Below are 22,394 nucleotides of genomic sequence, written 5' to 3' on the forward strand. Positions count from 1 at the left end.
TTACTTTATTTTATCTTGTTATTATTCAAAAAATCTTGTAGTAAATCATATAATTGAACTTTTTTCTCATCAGGTAATTCCAAGCAACCATTCATTAATTTTGGAATATCTTTTACTTTTTCTTGTAATTTTTTCCCTTCATCTGTTAGATAAATTATTACAACTCGATCGTCTTTTGAGCTACGTACTCTTTCAAGATAACCTTGTGATTGCATCTTTTTGATAACAGGCGTGATAGTACCGTTATCCAAATATAACTTTTCACACAACTTTCCTACAGTAATTCCATCTTTTTCCCAGAGAACTAATAACACAATGTACTGAGTGTAGGTCAACCCTAAAGGTTTCAAAAATTGTGTGTATGTACTTGTCACCATTCTAGAAGCTGCATAAAGTTTAAAACAAAGTTGATTTTCCAACTTCATGTAGGTTTTGTAGTCATGATCCATAAACTCCTCCGATTTCAAAAATACGTCATTTTAAAATTGTAAATTAATTTTCTTTCATAAGTTTTTCTGATATTTCGCAAAACAGATTGTTTTTTGAAAACATTATCTCATCAATTTGTTTAACAAATCTCATTTCCATTAAAGAATTCGTGACAAAACAACAATCCATATCTTGCAAATTGTTTAGCTTAATTGACTTTTCAAGTATATTATAACCATTTGTCTCCAAAAATTCTATAAGTTTTTTGCGAAAAATTCCTGGCAACATACCATCAGTTACAGGAGGCGTGATGATTGTATTTTCCTGAATAAAAAACAAATTTGTGTACGTTCCTTCTGTTACATTTCCGTCTTGATTTAGAAAAACCCCCTCATCAAACCCATCTTTCAATAATTCTTTGTGCAAATAATCATTCAGTAAGTAATTATTGGTTTTGTGATATACAAGAGGATTGTTTTTATCTCTTAACTGATTGAGAACTTTTAATTTCAATCCTTGTGTGTACTTTAACTCGGAATAATCTGTGTTTCTAGTGTTAATGAACAAATCATAATCGCCATTATTATCCAACACCATTATCCTCAAACAATCTGCATTCAAATCAATATTTTGTATTTTTTCGTAGATGTTGTCTCTTAATTCATCCGTATTTATTCCCAGAAAATTCATTGAATTTTCAAGTCTTTCAATATGATCTTCCAAATAAATCGGCTTAAAATCAACTACTTTTATCGTTTCAAAAAGTCCCTTACCGTATTTTATTCCATCGTTCATATCAAAGCCTCATACACTTTTTTTGATTTTTGAATTGTTTCATCATATTCGCTATTCATTTCAGAATCCCAAGTTATAGCACCACCACCTGAAAAATAACAGCGATCTTTTATTTTTAAAATCGTTCTAATTAAAATATTGAAATCGCAATTTTGATTAAATGAAATGTAGCCAATAGATCCTGTGTAAATATTTCTGTTGAATTTTTCAACCATGTCAATCGCTTTAATTGATGCAAGTTTTGGAGCACCCGTGATTGATCCTCCTGGAAAAATATTTTTGATTAAGCTAAACACATCTTCATCTTCTCTCAATATACCAACAATTGTAGCTACTAAATGATGAACATTTTCATAAGTTTCCAACGAATAATTGCTAATAGCTTTTATAGTTTCAGCATCACAACTCATTCCCAAATCATTTCTCATCAAGTCCACTATCATCAATAATTCTGAAATATCTTTGTCACTATTTAGTAATTCTTTTTTTAATTTTTCATCTTCATCTTTATCATCAGATCTTCGAATGGTTCCCTTAATAGGTCTAGCTTGAACAAATCCATTTTGACAATCAAAAAACCTCTCTGGAGATGAAGATAAAACGCAGTATTCCCCAAAGTCCATATAAGCCATAAAGTCTGCCTTGTTAACTTCGCGAAGTTTCTTATAAATATCGAACTTATCTTTAGTCGTATCTACAATGAATTGTTGCGTCAAGTTAACTTCGTACACATCACCATTTTCAATCATTGTTTTTATGTCATCAAAGCTTTTCGAATATTCTTCTTTTGTTATAGTTTTTATAAGTTCAGATGTTTTATATTCCTTATCTACATAATCTGGTTTTACAAATGCAGCTTCAACATCTCTAATATCTGTATCATCCAAGTAATAAATCGTGTATTCTTGTGTATTATTGTCAAACTCTATTATTTTAAAATAAATTCCAAAATAAGCATCGTATACTTCGGTATTTTTTTCAGAATTTAAAACTACATTGCAATTAGAACTTGTAAAATCATAAGATAAAAGTCCAACCGCTCCACCAATAAATTGATTATCATCTTCTTCAAAAAAATCATCCATCAATATTTTGAGTTGATTTAGCGGATTATCATTAACTTTTTTGTTTACAAGACCACTGATTTCAACGTTGTTATCCTTTGATTTTAAAACAATTTCCGGATCAAATCCTATATATGATTTGTTACCTTGATTGTAACTTCCCTTTGCACTATCTAATAAAAAAGGTAAACTCTTATCTTTAATGTTATATAAAATATCTAGAACGGTTACATCTGATTTGATTTTTTTAGAATGAATCATTTCTTACCTCCTTTAAGAAGTTCTCAATGATTTTCAAGCCAAAATCAGTTCCCACGCTTTCAGGATGAAATTGAACAGTTTCTATCTTATTTTTCGAATCTCTAAATCCCATAATTATTCCATCAGAAGTCTTTGATGTTATAACCATATCTTCATACATTCCATTTTCAAATTTGCTATCATCAACAATTAACGAATGATAACGCATAACCTTTACAGGATTTGGAATATCAGTAAATATTCCTTTGCCGTCATGTTTAATCTCTGTCATTTTCCCATGCATTGGACGTGGCCCTTTTATAATGCGAAGCCCCATTGAGTAAGCCAATGCTTGATGGCCCAAACAAATTCCAAGAATTGGATATTCCCCTTTTAATTTTTCAAATATTTCAAGAGAAATTTTGGATTCTTTTGGAGTTTTAGGCCCTGGAGAAATCACTATAATTTCCGGATTTAATTGTTTGATTTCTTCCAAATTTATCTCATCATTCTTTTTCACAATAACTTCTTCTTTCAAAATTCTCAAATAAGAAACAATGTTATATGTGAATGAATCGTAATTATCTATCATTAATATCATTTAATCACCCACTAAAAATATATAGGATTTTATGCTAAAAATCAAATAAAAAATGAGCTTATTGATTAATAAACTCATTTTCTAATCTTAAATAATATCTATTACATTTTTGTTTGCCGCTGTATTTGCCGGAGAATAAGTGAACACAATTCCTATTCCCAAAGATATTCCTAAAGATATCAAAACCGGCATCAGTTCTAGTTTGATTGGAAATGGCAAGAATTTCGATGCAATAAATGCAGCTATCATTCCAATAATGTATCCAATTATTCCACCAATAACAGTTACAATAATCCCTTCTAACATAAATTGATACAAAATTTCTTTTTTCTTTGCTCCAATTGCCCTTCTAATTCCTATTTCTTTGATTCTTTCAGCTACTGAAATGTACATCATATTCATCATTCCAATTCCTGCAATTAGAAGAGAAATAGCAGCTATTAAAGATATAAATATAGTGACCGAACCTAACACATTACTAATACCTTCAATTTGTTGAGCAATATCGACAAAATTATATGATCCTGCATCTTTCATTGGACCATTTTTTTCAAGATATTCTTGGATTTCTTTTGCTTTGTCTTGAACTTTTGTACCATTTTTCAGAATAACATTAATCATAGATATTGAATTATTATTTTTAGGTTTACGAGATTCCAATGTCCCTTTTGGTATATCTACATCATTTCCAAAACTAAACAAATTTGTTGCAGCATTATTTTCTTTTATTCCAACGATAACATAATAATCATTTTTTACAAGAACTGTTTTGTCGAGCGGATCTTCATCTTCAAATATTTCATCAGCTAATTTTTGAGTTATAACGGCGACTTTCTGGTTTGTATCTCCATCCAGTTTAGTAATAGCTCTTCCCTTTACTATTTTACTTTCAGTTTCTTCGACAGGTTTGGCAAATGCACTTTCAATTTTCCCGTCATTTTTTTGCATAGAAACATTTACCATATCATTTTGAAATTTTTCTGGATCAGATTCAACTTTTAGAACATCTGTAATCTGTGAAATATCTCGAATATTTTTCTCTGTTAAGACGGATGTATTGCTTCCCACTGAATTTGTTGGATTTTCAGGCTGGAAATAAAACGCAACGCTAAGTTCCTTTCCTTCTCCACCCATTAAACTATCAACAACGTAATCTTGGAATCCTCTACCAATTGCGATAATAGTTATTACTGCTGCAATCCCTATAATAATTCCAAGCATAGTCAGTAAAGATCGCTTTTTGTTTTTGATGATATCTTTGAAGGCAGTATTTAATAAAATATTAAACTTCATAACTATCCCTCTCTTTTAAAACACCATCTAACATAAAATATTTTCGGTTGCAATTATGTGTAATATTTTTATCGTGAGTAACCATTATTATCGTGATTTTGAGTTTTTGATTCAATTCATTAAAAAGCGCCATTATTTCCTTACTGGTTTCTGAATCAAGCGCACCTGTTGGCTCATCTGCTATAATAAATTTCGGATTGTGAACAATGGCACGTGCTATAGCTGCTCTTTGTTGTTGTCCACCTGAAAGCTGTTTCGGTCTTTTGTCTGCTTGATTTTTAATTCCTACCAAATCCAAAGCTTCCAATGCTTTTTCTCTTGCGTATTTATAGGATTTACCTTGATACAATAAAGGTAGTTCTACATTTTCAGCTATGGTGTAATTTTGAATAAGTTGAAATTGTTGGAAGATAAATCCCACGGATTTATTGCGAAGATCGGACAATTTATTATCTGTAAATTTGCCTACCTCAACATTTTCAAACTTATATAGTCCTGTAAATTTTTTATCCAAAAATCCAAGGATATTTATCAACGTAGACTTTCCAGAACCAGACTCACCCATTATTGCGACAAAATCACCACTATTAATGTTAAGGCTAACATCTTTTAGAACGTGAAGCTTGTTTTCTCCTGAATTGTAAAACTTATTGATTTTAATTAAATCTATCATGACTAATCTTCAACCTTTATTTCTTGATTATCTTTCAAATCTTTTACTTTAGAAATAATTTTGTCACCAGATTTCAATCCAGAAATCACAGTATAAGAATTAGTATTTTTTTCTAGTTGAACTTCTTTTTTCACAGCTTTTGAATCTTTGTATTCAAACACATAGTATTTAGAATCTTCTTCTTTTACCATGTCTTTTGCAAGTTCAATCTTATCTGATTTTTTTCTTACTTGAACGTTGAATCCAATGTGTATAGGTTTTTGTGTTTTTATTTTAAATACAAAATTTGAAGAATTACTTCCAGATTGTTCTGCCATGTTTTGCATTTGATTAGCTTCAAATGATCCAGCTTGACTTTCTGGAGTATTGGAAATCTCTACTACAGTTCCTTTTGTTTTTTCATCCCCATTAATAGGAATTACTTCAACCTCATCATTTTCTTTTAATTTATTGTAGTCGTATTCAGAAATATTTCCTTCAATTATATTTTCATCGCTAGTTAATTCAATCAATGTTCCTTGACTCATCGGATTATCGATGTTTTTGTCATTAACTTTGCAAGTCCCAGCAATTATAGCCTTGATTGTTTTTCTTGAACTTTCTTTTAAATCTTTAAGCTGTTTCTTTTGCAACTCTACTTGATCAAGTGCTTGTTTGTAAGCTCTATTTGATTGATTGAGTGTAGGTTCCATTTGATCAATTTGCATTTCTAGTTCTGGAGAAAAAGTTTCGTTGTATTTTTCTACCAATTTATTGTAGGATTTGTATGCGCTATTTCTATCTTCTAATGCATAATTTGCTTGGCTTTTGGCTTGCTCTATTTGCATTTCCATTTGATCAATTTGTTTTTCAACTTCTTTGTTTACAAAAGTAATCAATAAATCTCCTTTTTTAACAGATTGACCAGTTTTCACATGAACTTTTTCAACCTCACCATAAGCTTGATTGTTATAAACTTGTTGTACATCGCCCGTTTTTGATATTGCACTAAACACCAAATCACTTCCTGCGGATACTGTATACAAGCTATACTTAGTTTCGTTTTTCTTATTAGCTTTAACTAATTTAAAGACCAATCCTCCAACACAGGCTAAAGCAATTATGGCTAAAATAATTGCAAACTTTTTATTATTTTTCATACGACCTCCTAATTGTATCTCTGTAATACTATTATAATACAGCGTAACTAATTAGTCAACATATTCAAAGTTTCATTGTAGAATTTAATAAATCTCTCTAAAGATTCAATATCTAATCTTTCTTTTGTTGTGTGTACATCGTACATTGTAGGTCCAATTGAAATGCAGTCAATTTTTTTATATTTTTCTGCAAACACTCCACATTCAAGTCCAGCGTGGATTACTTTAACATCTACTTCTTTGTCGTTTACTTTTGAGAAAGCTTTCTTTGCAACCTCCATCAACTCTGATTTTTCATTGAATTCCCAAGTAGGATAATAATTGTAATCGAAGGCAGTTGCATTGTGTTTGTTCGCTTTTGAAACTATATCTTCTCGTAGCGCTACTAATTTGTCATGATTTGAAGATCGCGTAGATAATATGATTTCGAATTTATCGTCCAAAGAATTTACAATCGCCAAGTTACAAGATGTTTCGACTGTTTCATCAAGTCCTTCAATGTAAGAAATCACACCAGAGTTTAATTCTCCAATTAAACCAGAGAAATTTTCTGTTGTATTTTTATCTAAGCATTTTTGGGGACTTACATCTTCAATTAAAAGCCTCAAATCCTTATCAAAATCTTCCAAATCAACCTTAGATATAAATTCTTCTGATTTTTTGTTAAGTGAGTCAATGGATTCATCTGTAGATAAGATTATTTCTGCATTTGTAGGAATAGCGTTGTCCTTTGATCCAGCTTTGAAATCACAGATATAATAATCATCTAATGATTCCAAGAATTTAAACACAACCTTGATTGCATTTTTGTGGTTCTTATCAATTTCCATTCCAGAGTGTCCGCCTTTAAGTCCTTTTACAGAAATTTTGTAAAAATTAGACAAACTATCTGAAACGTAATTCTTGTCTATTTCAACATTGACATTTTCTCCACCACTGCTGCCTACAATCAATTCATTTTCATCTTCTGAATCTATGTTAATGAAATATTTTCCAGACAAATCAAAATCGAAATTCATCGCACCACTCATATCGACTTCTTCACTTGTAGTCACCACAGCTTCTATTTGAGGAAGTTTGTGATTGGATGTCAATGTAGCCATAGCTATGGCAAGGCCAATTCCATTGTCTGCTCCAAGGCTTGTCTTGTCCGCAAACATGAAGCCATCCATTTCTATGATTTTAATTCCATTGTCAAAATCATACTCTTCATCCGAAACGCAAACCATGTCCATGTGCGCTTGAAGAATTATTCCTGGTTTGTCTTTTAAACTTTTGTCTGAATCTCTTTTAATGTAGATATTGTTGAACTTATCCCTTTTGCACTCTAAATTGTTGTCATGAGCAAACTTTTCCAAGTAATCTGCGATTTCTTCTTCATGCTTTGAACATCTATTGATTTTAGAAAAATCTCTAAAATAATTTAATACAGTATTCTTATCCACTATGCACCTATAATTTCTTCAACCACTTCGTTAACAGTCTTACCGTCAGTGTATTTACCATATTCTCCCATAATGTATTTCATTATTTGTCCTCTTGATTTATTTGATTTTTCAAGGGAGTTTTCTTCCATAAATTTTTCTATGATTTCTTTTAATTTATCTTCAGATAATTGCTCTGGAAGATATGATTTGATAATTTCAATTTTTGTCTTAGTTTCTTCAATCGCTTCAACTCTGTCTTCTGGAGTTTGTTCCAATGTATCCATTGTTTGCTTCAATTCTTTTTTTACAAAAGCTAATTGTTCTTCGTCTGTCAAATCCCTTTTCTTTTCTTTTTGTTCCAATAAAATGTTGCTCATAATCAAAGAAATAACTCCCGATTTAACTTTATCCTTGTTCTTCATAGCTAACATTTTGTCTTTTCTTAATTTTTCAATTGTACTCATAATTTCACTCCTAACCAAAAATAAATGTAAAATAATAATTCATTCTGAACATATATATAGACCAATATGCACATATTAGCCCAATAAAACTACCTATTACGACATCCGTAAACCAATGTACTCCCAAAATAATTCTGGAAATGGCAATCATAAAAGCAAACACAATGGCAATTAACATCGTCACGAAGAAAAATTTGTACCCATAACTTAGCACATAAGCAATCGTCAAATAAAAGCTCATACTAACGCAAGAATGACCACTTGGAAAAGAATATCCCATATAATTGATCCCGCTAGTTACTTTTGGTCTTTTTCTTCTGAACACAAATTTTAATGTGTGAACTGCAATAACGCTAAGCATAACGCTCATTATTATAGCTGATGCTGATACATAATTGTGTTGACTCACAGTAAAAAACACAATAGGTATACTTATAATCATAAGTGTTTCAACGTTACCAAATTTTGTGATTTTTGCCATCATCGCAATCAGGGAATTGTGTCCCATTTTAGTAAAATGTTCTTTTAATCTTCTATCCAAATTTGTTTCATTGTCTTTTAATACAACAAATCCAAGAAAAAAAGTAATCGATAACAGAACAATACTACATATTATTACAAACCAATCGTATTTATCCATTTTAAATCCTTCCTTTTAATACTTCATATTAAATTTTATACCAACCAAGTTCAAATGTATAGTAGGAAGACCTCCAATAAAAAATGAACCATAAAAATAAATTTATAGTTCATCAAGATTTTTATTTGATTTTATTATATATTTTTCTGCCACAAAAATCGTAGCTAGATAACACACATATCCCACTAACATTCCAAAAAACACATCTGTTGGCCAATGTACTCCCACAACCAACCTACTAAAAGCAATTACAAATGGAATTATTCTCAAATAAATGAATTTGTAATTTTTCAAACTGCATAACAAATAACTCAAAGTAAAATAAAAGCTTGTACTTACCAAACTATGACCGCTAACATAACTGTAACCACCTTGTTCTATTTTGAAAAAATCTAACGGCCTTACTCTCACAAAACTATATTTGTACAAATTCATAACTACAAGGCCAATTAAACAAGAAATTAATGTTATTGAAAAAAATGAATTCTTGCCAATACGTTTTGAATAATATAAGCTAATAGCCAATATCAAAAAATACGTGCTGAAATTTCCAAGTATTGTGAATGCCTTGAAAATATAAAAAGTAAAATTATCTGTAAGATTTTGTGCAAAATTCATTATTTTCGGTTCAAATGAAAGACCCGATTGCTTTCTAATGAAAATCCCAAAAATCAACGAAGCTACAAGAATTGCTGCCGATAAATATATTTTTTTCTTGTTTATTACCTTTCCTATCATAACCCTTTACCAAATTCACAATTTGGGAAGTGACACTCTGAACATTGCATACAAAATCCACCATAACCCAAACTATTAATCATATCCTTTGTAACTTTAATATTCGCAAAAATATAAGGCAAGATGATATCAAAAACTGTAGATTTGTTAAACATCACACAACCTGGAAGTCCCATAATTGCAGTATTGTTTTTGTAAGCTAGCATAAACATCGCTCCTGGTAGTACAGGAGAACCATAAGTTATCACTTCTGCCTTGGAATCTTTTATCGCTTTTGGTGTCATATCATCTGGATCGACGCTCATTCCACCTGAAACCAAAATTATATCGGATTTGTTTTCTAATGCTTTGTTGATTTCTCGTGTAATATTTTCACTATTATCGTCGACTATGACGTGATTTATTACTTTACAATTGTAATCCTTCATTTTTTGTTTTAACACAGGTCCAAATTGATCTTTGATTAGACCTTTGTACACTTCAGATCCAGTTGTAATGATTGAACATTTTTTTGTCTTATCAAATGGAATGATTTCCAAAATAGGAACTCCATTCATTATTTTCTTCGCTTCGTCCATTATTTTTTCTTTTGTGAAAAGCGGGATAATTCTCATTCCAGCAATTTTTTGTCCTTTTCTTACTGGTTGATTGCCAAGAACAGTTGCAATGGATATGTCATCAATTGAATTTAACTTGAATAACCTATCTCTGTCGACTTTCAAAAATCCATCCACATCAGAAATTATTTCTATCTTGCCTTCTTTTATATCAGATGAATGCATATGTTCATTAATACAAATATCTTTCAAAATAATTGCACAATCATTCTCGTGTAAATCATCATCTTCCAATTCCATAACATAAATATGTTCCTTGCCCATACTTAATAGAACAGGAATATCTTCTTCTGTAATAACGTGACCTTTTTTAAAAGCTCTCTCTTTAACCACGTCCTTTACAATTCTAGTCATATCGTGCGGTAAAATATGACCTACCGCATCTTCAGTTCTAACTACTTTCATTTTAAACCCCTCTTAATTGATATTCCTATTTTATCACGAAACCATTATTTTTTAAAACATACAACGAAAAAACTGGAGTTTCCCCCAGTTTATTCTTCTTCGCTTACCAAATTATAGTAGACGTTACTTGTTATTTTAAATATTACGAAATACACTGTAATTATTATGGCAACTGATATCGCAAACGGAATAGCAAATTCAGATATATTTCTTATTCCAAAAAGCCCACACAATTGATACAACATTTTAGATGCAACTGCAGAATGAATCACTGCCACAAAAAGCGGTAAGAAGAACATCCAATATATTTGTTGCGATGATGTCTTTTTAATCATTTTGTTTGACAATCCGACTTTCTTCATTGTTTGAATGTTTTTTCTATCTTCAATTCCTTCTGACAAATGTTTGTAATATGCAATGATCGAAGTTCCAATTAATAAAACAAAGCTTATGATGAAACCAATGTACAAGAACGCTCCAAACATACTGTACACTCCAGTTTTTGTTTCTTGTCTAGATACAAATTGAAGAGAACTGTCTTTAGAGATAAATTCTTTTCCATCTAGATTTTTTTCTGAATCCAAAAAGTAAGATACATTTACTTCTAAAGGCTTGTATCCTGCATCATTTTCCATTGGCATTTTGAAATCATTGCAAAATCTTACCAAATCCTCATCAGTTTTCACTACGACGTAGAACATATCCACTGCGATATTTCTTCCTTCAAGCTCATCTATTTTTTTGAATTTATAATCAACACTTCCTAATGTTATCTTATCTGATGTTAAATATTTCATGTAATTTGAATTTAATAAAATTTCTCCGTCTTTCAAAGAATAATTTTTGGAAAACTTATTGTTAAATGAATCCAACGTTTGAATCATAATATAGATAGGCTTGTCATTATTCCTTCCAATTCTTGTGAATTTATTACCTTCAAGGTTTGCAAACATCATTGTACTAACTTGATAATATTCATTTTTAGGATTTGTTTTTTCTGTGACTAAATTTTTCAATCTAGTTTTTTCTTTTTCGATATTTTTAGAAAAATCCTTATCTGGTATAATCGTTCCAGTCAATTTGTAATCTCTGTTTACAGTTGAATCGACAACTTTTTCTGCACTGTTGTAGATCGCCATTGTAGTCGACAATGATACTACAACTCCTGTGCACAAAATTGCAATACTAGCTAATCCGACTGCATTTGATTTCATTCTGTAAAGCATTCCAGAAACTGTAATAAAATTTTTCGATTTATAGAAAAAATTCTTGTTTTTCTTCATCAATTTTAGTACAAAAATTGTTATTGCAACAAAGCCACAGTACGTTCCAAACAATACAAGTAAACTTGCCACGAAAAACATCAGCAAACTTTCAAAGCTTCCTTCAATAGTCAATGCAATGTAATAACCAATTGCAGTTAGAATTATTGCTAGAATGAAAAATATTACTTTAACTTTTGGTTCAGATTCCGATTTTTGTCCTTTGGCAAATAAATCCCTGGTTGTAGCTGATTTTATATTTAATATATCGAAGATAAATGTTAACACGCTAATTACAAGATTAAATAGTAGTGATAATATAACTGCTTTGGTTGAAACTCCAAACTGCATTATGCTGAAATTTTCTTGCATCAATTTTCCAACGGCTAAGAACAATACTTTTCCCAATGTAATCCCAAAAACAATTGTTAGGATTGAAATAATCACAAAAAATATCGACTTTTCTTTTAGCAAAATTCTATTGATATGCTTGTTCTCCAATCCGAAAACACGGTACAATCCGAATTCTTTGAATCTTCTTTTTATCAAAAACCTATTCGCATACATAATAATCGCAAATGTAAATATCGCAATAATAACAGATCCGAAAACTATTATCGCTCCAAATTGGTCTTTTTGCATAACGTATTTATTATCTAATAGAGATATCATAATAAATAAAATCGCCACCATAATACTCGTTGACAAAATATATGGAATATTTACGATTTTGTTTGCTTTTAAATTTTTAATGGCAAACTTTGTAGATAATTTAGAATTCATTATCTACACCTCGATTATTTAACACTGTCAAGGATTCATTTATTCTCTCCATAAATTCATTGTTGTCGCTATTTCCCTTGTATATTTCATGGAACACGACACCATCTTTTATGAATATTACCCTATCTGAAAACGAGGCTGCCTTCACAGAATGAGTTACCATCAATATAGTTTGTCCTAATTTATTAATTTTTGTGAATAAATCAAGTATCATATCTGATGATTTTGAATCCAATGCACCTGTTGGCTCATCAGCCAATATCAAATCTGGTTTTGTAATCAAAGCTCTTGCAATAGCAATTCTTTGTTTTTGTCCACCACTAACCTCATAAGGATATTTGCCCACAAAAGATTCAATTCCTAACAAACCTTGAATTTCAGATAATCTTTTCTCCATTTCTTTTGGCTTATAATCTGAAAGCACCATCGGCAAAAATATATTGTCTTTGTTTGAGAAAATATCCAATAAATTAAAATCTTGAAATACAAATCCCAGCTTTTCCCTTCTGAACTTTGCAACTTCCGATTCTTTTAAAATGGATATATCCTTGCCATTTAACACAACCTTTCCATTAGTTTGCTTATCTAATGTTGATATTACATTAAGTAAAGTTGTTTTACCAGAGCCTGATTCTCCCATTATCGCTATAAATTCATTCTTTTCTACAGAAAAATTCACATCTTTTAATGCTACTGTTTCAACATTTTTCGTTTTGTATACTTTTCTTACGTTGTTTAATTCTAAAATATTCATAACACCCTCCATAACTATATGTTAAATGAATTTAGAAAAAGTAGCATTTATCTAAACTAACAAAAATCATTCAATCTTACAAAATTGTAAGATTAGTTATTCACAATAATATAAAATTTACTACCCTGACCTACAACAGAGTCGACTTTCAATCTAATATCTAGTTTATCTGCGATAGATTTCGCCAAATACAAACCCAAACCACTTGATTTTTGTTTCAATCTTCCATTAAATCCCGAATATCCTTTATCAAAAATTCTATTGATATCTTCTTCTGGAATCCCTATTCCCTTGTCTTCAATTAAAATCACAACTGAATTATCTTTTTTGAATGAATCTATGATAATTTGTGAATTTTCAGAATATTTAATCGCATTAGAGAGGATTTGTTCCAATAAAACACTTAACCATTTGCTATCTGTAATGCATTTTATGTCGTGTTTTCTAAAATCCAAGCTAATATGTGAGTTTATAAACAAAAGTGAGTATTTTTTGACCAAAATATTCAGTAAATTATCCACATCTACAACGCTTATATCCATGTCTTTTTCGTGCAAATTTAACTTCAAATAATTTATAGCCATATTCGTGTAGTTGTCGATTGATTTTAGTTGCATCTTCATTTCTTTATTATCATCTGTCAGAATTTCCAAGCAAGTTATCGGTGTTTTAATCTGATGTACCCACATAGAAAAATATTCTTGGATATCTTTTTGCCAAGAAATATACTGATTTCTAATATTTTCAATTTGAATTTCCAAATCTTCTATTTTCTCATCTTTTGACAATTCCTTTTCAAAATCTAAGTATTTAATCACCAAATAAATTAAAAATACTATCAAACAGATTTCAAAACCTTGTAAAAACACTTTTAGGTCTACATTGTTCAAATAAACAACCATAAAATAAATAGCATTTATTGACACAAAAAACAAAATAGAATTGAGATTTTTCTTCAAAAAGCACACTAATTTATCCATTTTAATTTCTTCCATCATTTAAATAGTATCCTGAATATTTCTTAGTCAACAAGAAATCGTCCAAGCCAAGTTTGTTTAATTTTTTTCTTATTCTATTGATATTCACAGCTAAAGTATTATCATCTATGAAAAAATCATTTTGCCAACATTTATCCATCAATTTTTCCCTAGTGACTATTTCACCTTTAGCTTCAAATAGCGATTTTAAAATTAACATTTCTGTTTTTGTAAGGTTAATTTCATTGTCATCGAATTCTAATCTGAATTCATTCACAAAAAGCATGACTTCATTAAACTCCAAAACGCTTTTGATGATGTTGTTTCCGTAATATCTTTTCATTACGGCGTTGATTTTAACCATTAATACATCAAAATTAAATGGCTTAGTAATATAATCGTCAGCTCCCATCTGCATTCCCATTATTATATCCAAATCCTCTGATTTTGAAGATATGAAAATTATTGGAATATCAGTTGTTTTTCGTATTTTTTCGCACCAAAAATATCCGTTAAAACTAGGAAGTATAATATCCATCAATATTATATCTGGTTTTATATTCTTGACATCCTCCATAATATCTATTCCAGAATTTGTGAACACTTCGTATTCCCAATTTTCTAAATATTTTTTAAGTGAATTTAAAATTATTTTATCGTCTTCTATAATTAAAACCTTCATACTAAAATTATACATAAACTTGCGAAAAAATGATACGAATGCAATTTTTCAATAAAAAAATTAGTGAACTAAGAAAAGTCCACTAATTATACTTACTAATCATTCATTATTCCCAATCTATCAAATACATAGAATAATAAGCTCAATACTACTGCAACAACTGATGCTAGAACCATTCCTGATAATGATACTCCCAAGAAGTTTATTTTCAATCCTGAAAGTCCAGTTACAAATATTACAGAAGTTAATATTAAGTTTTTAGATTGTGAGTAATCTACTTTTTGGTCTACTAATAATCTGATACCACTTGTTCCAATCATACCGTAAAGTAAGAATGTTACTCCACCTATTACATTTCCTGGTATTGATGAAATAAGTGCTGATAATGGTCCAATAAAAGCCATTAAAATTGATATACAAGCTGCTCCCGCAATTACATAAACTGAATAAACTTTAGTAATTGCCATTACGCCGATATTTTCACCGTAAGTTGTAGTTGGAACTCCTCCTATAAAACCAGATAATGCAGTTGAAAAGTTGTCTGCAAAAATCGATCTATGAAGGCCAGGTTCTTTTAATAAATCTCTTCCTATGATATTACTTGTAACTACTTGGTGTGAAATGTGTTCACTTGTTATTACCAAAATTACAGGCAACATTGTGATTATAGATTTTAGGTCAAATATTGGAAGTTGAAATTTAGGCAATGTAAATAATGATGCTTGCATTACCGGTGTAAAATCGACCATTTTTAATGTTACACTTACAATATAACCTGTTATAATTGCGATTAATATCGGTATTGTAGCTAAGAATTTTTTGAATAAAACAGAACCTAAGATTGCTACTGACAATGTGACCAAGAAAACTATAAGATCGTTTGTAGTTCTTGTATCCGTCATAATATTTGCACCGATCTTACCACCAGAAACAGTTGCTTGTGCGAGTTCAAATCCTATCAAACTTACAACACTTCCCATAGCAGCAGGTGGCAAAACAACATCAATCCAATCCGTTCCAAATTTATAAATTATGTATGCTAAAATACATCCCATAAGTCCTATTGCAACGAAAGCTCCCTGTGCATAACGAAATCCCGATTGTCCAATTATTATGGTTGCAGGTCCTAAGAAGGCAAAACTACTTCCCAAATACGCCGGTGCTTTTCTTTTTGTTATCAAAATAAATAACAGTGTACCTATACCGTTCATCAATAAAACAATACTAGGATTAATCCCCAAAACTATAGGCACCAATACACTCGCTCCAAACATAGCGAAAGTATGTTGAATACTTAGAGGTATTAGCATCTTTGGAGATACTTTTTCGTCTACTCCAATAATTCTTTTCATAAAACACTCCTTTGATTTTTTATCCTATATATTCTACATTGAAGTCAAATATATTTCAAGTGGTTTGACTTGTATATCTTCTAGCTGATATAATAAAAAGCGTTATTTGAAAGGAAATTATTATGGAAAACAATGGAAATTATTTAAGAACAAAATTACTAGACAATGGTATTAAACCTACATATCAAAGAATTGTAATTTTAGATTATTTGGAAAATCATCATATTCATCCAACTGTAGATGATATTTACAGAAATTTAGCTCCCAAATTGACTACATTATCTAGAACAACTATCTATAATACAGTTAAAGTCTTCGTGAAAGCTGGTATTGTATCTGAACTTAACATCGATAACTCAGAGCTAAGATACGATATAACAACTGAAACTCATGGACATTTTAAATGTGATAAATGTGGCAAGATTTACAATTTTAATACGGAAAATACAGTTGAAAGTTCCGATTTGAAAGGATTCAAAATCTATTCTACAAATATTTTGATTAACGGAATATGCAAGGATTGCTTGGAAAAAGAAAATGAGTAGTGAATTTTACAAGATTGAGCCTAGAGATGATTTGTACATCAAGTTATTATTTATTTCTAAAACAGAACTTAAAATGAATGAAGAAGTGAAAAGAGGAATACTTCCTTTTTATCAAATGTACTATTGTCTTAAAGGAAATGGAACTTTTATTGTAAATGACAAAAAGATAGAAATTCTTCCTTTTGATGTATTAATAGTAAATCAAGGTTCCAGAATTACAGAAATTTCTAAATCAGAAAGTTTTGAGTTCTATACACTAGCTATTTCTGAAGTATCTTTCGATACAGAACAAAAAGATAAAGCAGTTCTTAGTATCAAACACAATCACATCAACGACCGTGATATGGTAATTTTGTACTATATCAACAAGATATTGGAAGAAGCCAAGTACAAGAGATTTAGATATCAAAGAGTGTGCTCTTGTTTGATTAGTATTTTGATTACAGAAATTCAAAGACGTGGCGATTTAAAATTCACAATGGATGATCCTGCACAAGATTCATTTACTAAACATGTCGAAGATTATATTTATGAAAATTTCAATCAAGAAATCACATTAGATTCTATTTCAGAAAAATTTATGGTCTCTAAGTCACATTTAATACACGAATTCAAAAATCATTACGGTAAAACTCCAATGCAATTTTTGCTAAACAGGAGAATGGAATCTGCGATGTTGTTATTAAAAACATCAAACAAGCCAATCAACGATATAGCAAAACTCTGTGGATTCAATTCCCAATCTTATTTCGATCAGGCATTTCGTAGAGTGGTAAAAGTTACACCTAACGATTATAGAAACAAATACAAAACAAAAATCAAAAAAATCAAAAAATAGACTTTGTTTAACACATGTTACAAACAAAGTCTTTTTTAATTAATCAGACACTTTTGATTTCACAAAAACAAGCTTATTTATATCACTGTAATCTTCAGAATAATTATATCCATCACAAGAGAACTTCTTCAATTGTTCAATATCTTCAACATTATTTCTTGCCATATAATTTACCATTCTACCTCTAAGAATTTTAGATGGAGTTGCTTTTGTCTTTAATTTAATATCTCCTTCTACAAATACTTCTTCTTTAAAATCAATCTTAACTGGTGTTTTATCTAAGTATTTGTAAATATTCTGACCATACTCTTTTGATGCCAAATCGATTATTTCCTCACCTTTAAAGTGATTTCTTATTTCATCTTCCCAAAATTCATACAGATTAATTAAGTTGTCTTCAAAATCCAATCTATATTTTGATATTTCATCTAATGGTCTAAGTATTCCGTAAAGTCCCGATAATATTCTGAGATGTTCTTCCAGATATCCTAATTGATTTTCATCCAATGAGTTAACATCCATGTATTGATATTGTATTCCGTCAAAGCTTAATATCGCACAACCTTTTGGTGCCTCATCGAAATTTTGATAAAGGTTGTAACTTTCCTCTGCTATTTTGTCGGAACATTTCCACAAATTTTTGAGTTCTTCGATGGATTTTTCTTTTATAATCGAAACTAGCTCATTTTTCTTGCTTTCATATAGACAATCACAATTTTTGTTTTTAATTTTTCTAATTTTAAAAGTTTTTGCGGGTGAAATTATAATCTTCATACTGTCCTCTACATATTTTTCATTCTACTAATTATATTACCATAAAAAAAGACTGAGTAATCTAATTCTAAGATTATTTTACCCAGTCTTATTTTTATGCTTCGTTTTCTTGTTTTGCGATAATATCTTTGACTTTCATAAGTCTCGTAATATTAGCACGTTCGTTTTCATCAAGCTTTGCTCTGATATATTTAATTGTTTCTTCCAAATCAGGAATTGTTCTATATTCCAAAGCATTTACTCTTCTTCTAGTTTGCTCAATTTCATCCGCCATTAATTGTGTAGCTTTTTCGATTTGAGCTAATTCCAACATATCATCCATAACTGAATTCAATGAGTCAATTGCCAAGTCCAAATCTTGTGATGTTTGAGCATATCCATAAGGATATATTTCACTAGAATCAGCTTCACCTTCACGAGAGAATTTCATTTGTGGAATAATTACACTCATTACGTTTTTAGTTTCAATATCTACATTTACCTTTGTTTTAGGAAATGATACTGCTTCATCTAAAAACTCTGGACTCATTATTGCACTTGCCATTAGAAAATCGCTGAAAGAGTTTTGAAGTTTTTCTTCAACTTTTTCTCTTAGAGCTTTGTTCTCTTTTATCATGTCGATGAATTGTCTCATAAGTTCGTCTTGTTTATCTTTTAATAACTTATGACCTCTGGAAGATGTTTTGAGTCTAGCTTTTAGCTCCGACAGAGCCATTCTTGTAGGATTGACGTTGAGTCTTGCCATTACTCATCAGTCCCTTCACCATTTCCAAGATATTTATCTATTAATTCATCTTTAATTCTCTTCAATTCTGTACGTGGTATTTCTTTTAATAAATCCCAGCCGATATTAAGAGTTTCTTCGATAGATCTATCAGTATAATAACCTTGATCTACATATTCTCTTTCGAATCTTTCAGCAAATTTTGCAAATGCTTTGTCGGCATCACTCAATGCAGATTCACCAAGAATTGCAGATAATTGTTTTGCATCAAGTCCAGACGCATAACCTGCATAGATTTGGTTCATTGTATCTGCGTGGTCTTCTCTTGTTTTGCCTTTACCAATACCTTTATCTTTAAGTCTTGATAATGATGGAATTGCATTAATAGGAGGTTCATATCCTTTCTTGTATAATTCACGCGAAAGTATAATTTGACCTTCTGTAATGTATCCTGTCAAGTCTGGTATTGGGTGAGTAATATCGTCTTCTGGCATTGTCAAGATAGGAATTTGAGTTATAGATCCTTCCCTTCCAACGATTCTTCCAGCTCTTTCATATAAAGTTGCAAGGTCAGTGTACAAATATCCTGGATATCCTCTACGACCTGGAACTTCTTTTCTTGCAGCAGATACTTCACGAAGTGCTTCTGCGTAGTTTGTCATGTCTGTCATGATTACTAATACGTGCATTCCCTTTTCAAAAGCCAAGAATTCTGCGCAAGTAAGCGCCATTTTTGGAGTTGAAAGACGTTCAATTGCTGGGTCATCAGCTAAGTTCATGAACAATACTGCTCTGTCGATAGCGCCTGTTTTGTTAAAGTCTCCGATGAAATATTGTGCTTCTTCAAATGTTATTCCCATGGCAGCAAATACTACGGCGAATTTATCATCTTTACCCAAAACTTTTGCTTGTCTTGCTATTTGAGCTGCTAATTTATTATGAGGAAGACCTGATCCTGAGAATATAGGAAGTTTTTGTCCTCTAACAAGAGTATTCAAACCATCAATTGTAGATACACCTGTTTCTATAAATTCTGATGGATAATCTCTGGATACAGGGTTGATAGATGAACCATTGATGTCCACTTTATCTTCTGGAATAATTTTAGGACCATTATCTATTGGTCTACCTAAACCATCAAATACTCTACCAATCATATCTTCAGATACTCCAAGTTCCAAAGGTCTACCTAAAAATCTTACTGTAGTTTCTTGTAAGTTAATTCCTGATGTACCTTCGAATACTTGAACCATTGCTACATCGTGGTCAATTTCTACAACACGACCACGTCTTTTTTCTCCATCTTGTAATTCTATTTCAACAAGTTCATCGAACTTTACGCCTTCTACACCTTCTACCGCCATTAATGGTCCGACTACTTCTGTTACTGAATTATAATCTTTAATCATTAACGTTCACCTCCATTAACTAAATCGGTAATTTGTGATTTAATTTCTTGTTTAATTTCTTCAAATCTTTGTAGTTCATCTTCTGGAATGTTTTTAGCACGTGTAATCTTTTCTCTTACAGCAAGTTTTGAAATTTCAGATACATAAGCTCCTTCTTCCAAAGCTCTCAAAGATTCCTTGTGGAATGTTAAGATTAAATCCAACATCTTTGCTTGTTTGTCCAATGAACAGAATGTATCTGTTTCGTGGAATGCGTTTTGTTGTAGGAAATCTTCTCTCAAAGATTTTGAAGTTTCAAGTTTGATTTGATCTTCATCACTTAATGAATCACGTCCAACCAATCTTACGATTTCTAATAAAGATGATTCTTCTTGTAATAACTTCATAGCTTGTTTTCTAAAATCTGAGAAATTACTATCTACGTTACCATCCAAATATTCGTCGATTTTATCTTGATACAATGAATAAGAGTTAATCCAGTTTATTGCTGGGAAGTGTCTCATATAACTTAATGCGTAATCCAAACCCCAGAATACTTTTACAATTCTAAGTGTTGATTGTGTAACTGGTTCTGAAATATCTCCACCTGGAGGAGATACCGCACCGATAACTGTCAATGATCCGTCTCTTCCATCACTACCTAAACATTTTACTTTTCCAGCACGTTCGTAGAAATCAGCAATTCTTGATGCCAAGTATGCTGGATAACCTTCATCACCAGGCATTTCTTCAAGTCTACCACTCATTTCACGAAGAGCTTCTGCCCATCTTGATGTTGAGTCAGCCATCATCGCTACCGAATAGCCCATATCTCTGTAGTATTCAGCGATTGTAATTCCAGTATAGATACTTGCTTCTCTGGCTGCTACTGGCATGTTTGAAGTGTTCGCTATTAAAACAGTTCTCTTCATCAATGATTGTCCAGTCTTAGGGTCAATCAATTCAGGGAATTCATTAAGAACGTCTGTCATTTCGTTACCACGTTCTCCACAACCTACATACACAACTATTTCAGCATCTGCCCATTTAGCTAATTGGTGTTGAACTACTGTTTTACCACTACCGAAAGGTCCTGGAATTGCTGCAGTACCACCTTTTGCAACTGGGAAGAATGTATCGATAACTCTTTGACCTGTGATCAATGGTCTGATTGGATCTTCCTTTTCCTTGTAAGGTCTACCATTTCTTACAGGCCATCTTTGAATCATATTTATTTCAATATCTTTAGAATCTTGTTCTACAACGCAAACTGTTTGATCAACAGTGAATTCTCCAGATTCAATTGATTTGATTTTACCAGATACATTAGCTGGAACCATTATCTTGTGAACAATTACTTCAGTTTCTTGAACTTCACCTATAATATCTCCTGCTTCTACTTCATCACCTACAGACTTAACAGGTTTGAATTCCCATTTCTTTTCTCTGTTTAATGATGGAGCGCTAACTCCTCTTAACAAGAAGTCTCCAGCTTTTTCTTGCAATGATTTTAATGGTCTTTGAATACCATCAAACATTTGCTCTAATATACCAGGTCCCAATTCAATTGATAGTGGGTGACCTGTAGATACAACTTTATCCCCAGGGCCAATTCCTGTTGTTTCTTCATATACTTGAATTGAGGCTTTATCGCCTCTCATTTCAATAATCTCTCCAATGAGCTTATCGTCTGAAACCTCAACAACGTCATATACGCTTGCGTTTTCCATTCCTTCAGCAACTACCAAAGGTCCGGATACTTTTAATACTTTACCTTCTTTCAATATAAG

Annotated in this window: 23 protein-coding genes; 2 read left to right on the forward strand and 21 right to left on the reverse strand. The window is 31.1% G+C overall.

Annotated features, from left to right (window positions below; genetic code table 11):
• Nucleotides 1-5 precede the first annotated feature (5 nt).
• The 17 genes from ABDJ34_RS02290 to uraA all read right to left on the reverse strand — a co-directional run bounded on the left by ABDJ34_RS02290 (nt 6) and on the right by uraA (nt 16,335).
• On the reverse strand, nt 6-449 hold the full coding sequence (locus ABDJ34_RS02290; protein WP_412701223.1) for a MarR family winged helix-turn-helix transcriptional regulator: 444 nt from the start codon (nt 447-449) through the stop codon (nt 6-8).
• Between the two features lie 43 nt (nt 450-492).
• On the reverse strand, nt 493-1,224 hold the full coding sequence (locus ABDJ34_RS02295) for an aminotransferase class IV (protein ID WP_412701224.1): 732 nt from the start codon (nt 1,222-1,224) through the stop codon (nt 493-495).
• Entirely contained in the window at nt 1,221-2,549 is a 1,329-nt protein-coding gene (locus tag ABDJ34_RS02300) for an anthranilate synthase component I family protein (protein ID WP_412701225.1), read from the reverse strand. The genes ABDJ34_RS02295 and ABDJ34_RS02300 overlap by 4 nt, the downstream gene beginning before the upstream one ends.
• Nucleotides 2,536-3,129 (reverse strand): anthranilate synthase component II, encoded by a 594-nt coding sequence (locus tag ABDJ34_RS02305; protein WP_412701226.1) that lies wholly within the window; start codon nt 3,127-3,129, stop codon nt 2,536-2,538. The genes ABDJ34_RS02300 and ABDJ34_RS02305 overlap by 14 nt, the downstream gene beginning before the upstream one ends.
• Before the next feature lie 87 nt (nt 3,130-3,216).
• Entirely contained in the window at nt 3,217-4,422 is a 1,206-nt protein-coding gene (locus ABDJ34_RS02310) for an ABC transporter permease (RefSeq protein ID WP_412701227.1), read from the reverse strand.
• On the reverse strand, nt 4,412-5,095 hold the full coding sequence (locus ABDJ34_RS02315) for an ABC transporter ATP-binding protein (RefSeq protein ID WP_412701228.1): 684 nt from the start codon (nt 5,093-5,095) through the stop codon (nt 4,412-4,414). Before ABDJ34_RS02315 ends, ABDJ34_RS02310 begins: the two co-directional genes overlap by 11 nt.
• A 2-nt stretch (nt 5,096-5,097) precedes the next feature.
• Nucleotides 5,098-6,234, reverse strand: a complete 1,137-nt coding sequence (locus tag ABDJ34_RS02320) for an efflux RND transporter periplasmic adaptor subunit (RefSeq protein ID WP_412701229.1) — start codon at nt 6,232-6,234, stop codon at nt 5,098-5,100.
• 47 nt (nt 6,235-6,281) lie between these two features.
• Nucleotides 6,282-7,679 (reverse strand): beta-Ala-His dipeptidase, encoded by a 1,398-nt coding sequence (gene pepD / locus ABDJ34_RS02325; RefSeq protein ID WP_412701230.1) that lies wholly within the window; start codon nt 7,677-7,679, stop codon nt 6,282-6,284.
• Entirely contained in the window at nt 7,679-8,125 is a 447-nt protein-coding gene (locus ABDJ34_RS02330) for a GatB/YqeY domain-containing protein (protein WP_412701231.1), read from the reverse strand. Before ABDJ34_RS02330 ends, pepD begins: the two co-directional genes overlap by 1 nt.
• A gap of 10 nt (nt 8,126-8,135) precedes the next feature.
• Nucleotides 8,136-8,765, reverse strand: a complete 630-nt coding sequence (locus ABDJ34_RS02335) for a phosphatase PAP2 family protein (protein WP_002836795.1) — start codon at nt 8,763-8,765, stop codon at nt 8,136-8,138.
• Between the two features lie 102 nt (nt 8,766-8,867).
• Nucleotides 8,868-9,503 carry a phosphatase PAP2 family protein gene (locus tag ABDJ34_RS02340; protein WP_412701232.1) on the reverse strand — a complete coding sequence of 212 codons (636 nt, stop codon included), beginning with the start codon at nt 9,501-9,503 and terminating at the stop codon, nt 8,868-8,870.
• Nucleotides 9,500-10,525, reverse strand: a complete 1,026-nt coding sequence (locus ABDJ34_RS02345) for a molybdopterin-binding protein (protein WP_412701233.1) — start codon at nt 10,523-10,525, stop codon at nt 9,500-9,502. Before ABDJ34_RS02345 ends, ABDJ34_RS02340 begins: the two co-directional genes overlap by 4 nt.
• Before the next feature lie 89 nt (nt 10,526-10,614).
• Nucleotides 10,615-12,570 (reverse strand): FtsX-like permease family protein, encoded by a 1,956-nt coding sequence (locus ABDJ34_RS02350; protein WP_412701234.1) that lies wholly within the window; start codon nt 12,568-12,570, stop codon nt 10,615-10,617.
• On the reverse strand, nt 12,560-13,324 hold the full coding sequence (locus ABDJ34_RS02355; RefSeq protein WP_412701235.1) for an ABC transporter ATP-binding protein: 765 nt from the start codon (nt 13,322-13,324) through the stop codon (nt 12,560-12,562). The genes ABDJ34_RS02350 and ABDJ34_RS02355 overlap by 11 nt, the downstream gene beginning before the upstream one ends.
• 92 nt (nt 13,325-13,416) lie before the next feature.
• Nucleotides 13,417-14,304: a sensor histidine kinase gene (locus ABDJ34_RS02360; RefSeq protein WP_308578423.1), complete on the reverse strand. Its 888-nt coding sequence runs from the start codon at nt 14,302-14,304 to the stop codon at nt 13,417-13,419.
• A 1-nt stretch (nt 14,305) separates the two neighbouring features.
• Complete coding sequence (locus tag ABDJ34_RS02365; protein ID WP_412701236.1) at nt 14,306-14,983, reverse strand: response regulator transcription factor; 678 nt, start codon at nt 14,981-14,983, stop codon at nt 14,306-14,308.
• A 95-nt stretch (nt 14,984-15,078) separates the two neighbouring features.
• On the reverse strand, nt 15,079-16,335 hold the full coding sequence (uraA, locus tag ABDJ34_RS02370; RefSeq protein WP_412701237.1) for a uracil permease: 1,257 nt from the start codon (nt 16,333-16,335) through the stop codon (nt 15,079-15,081).
• 122 nt (nt 16,336-16,457) lie between these two features.
• On the opposite strand from uraA, the gene ABDJ34_RS02375 reads away from it, so the two are divergent.
• Nucleotides 16,458-16,880: a Fur family transcriptional regulator gene (locus tag ABDJ34_RS02375; protein WP_094223612.1), complete on the forward strand. Its 423-nt coding sequence runs from the start codon at nt 16,458-16,460 to the stop codon at nt 16,878-16,880.
• Entirely contained in the window at nt 16,873-17,718 is an 846-nt protein-coding gene (locus ABDJ34_RS02380; RefSeq protein ID WP_412701238.1) for an AraC family transcriptional regulator, read from the forward strand. The genes ABDJ34_RS02375 and ABDJ34_RS02380 overlap by 8 nt, the downstream gene beginning before the upstream one ends.
• A 39-nt stretch (nt 17,719-17,757) precedes the next feature.
• Here ABDJ34_RS02380 and yaaA read toward each other — a convergent pair whose 3' ends face one another.
• The 4 genes from yaaA to ABDJ34_RS02400 all read right to left on the reverse strand — a co-directional run bounded on the left by yaaA (nt 17,758) and on the right by ABDJ34_RS02400 (nt 22,388).
• Nucleotides 17,758-18,492: a peroxide stress protein YaaA gene (gene yaaA / locus ABDJ34_RS02385; protein WP_412701239.1), complete on the reverse strand. Its 735-nt coding sequence runs from the start codon at nt 18,490-18,492 to the stop codon at nt 17,758-17,760.
• 94 nt (nt 18,493-18,586) lie between these two features.
• Nucleotides 18,587-19,237 carry a V-type ATP synthase subunit D gene (locus ABDJ34_RS02390; protein ID WP_094209964.1) on the reverse strand — a complete coding sequence of 217 codons (651 nt, stop codon included), beginning with the start codon at nt 19,235-19,237 and terminating at the stop codon, nt 18,587-18,589.
• The gene (locus ABDJ34_RS02395; protein ID WP_002836810.1) at nt 19,237-20,625 is read right to left on the reverse strand and encodes a V-type ATP synthase subunit B; all 1,389 of its coding nucleotides are present in this window, start codon (nt 20,623-20,625) and stop codon (nt 19,237-19,239) included. The genes ABDJ34_RS02390 and ABDJ34_RS02395 overlap by 1 nt, the downstream gene beginning before the upstream one ends.
• On the reverse strand, nt 20,625-22,388 hold the full coding sequence (locus tag ABDJ34_RS02400; protein ID WP_278725559.1) for a V-type ATP synthase subunit A: 1,764 nt from the start codon (nt 22,386-22,388) through the stop codon (nt 20,625-20,627). The genes ABDJ34_RS02395 and ABDJ34_RS02400 overlap by 1 nt, the downstream gene beginning before the upstream one ends.
• Nucleotides 22,389-22,394 lie beyond the last annotated feature (6 nt).

Origin of the sequence: Finegoldia dalianensis (assembly GCF_046255015.1) — a bacterium.
GTDB classification, from domain to species: Bacteria; Bacillota; Clostridia; order Tissierellales; family Peptoniphilaceae; genus Finegoldia; species Finegoldia magna.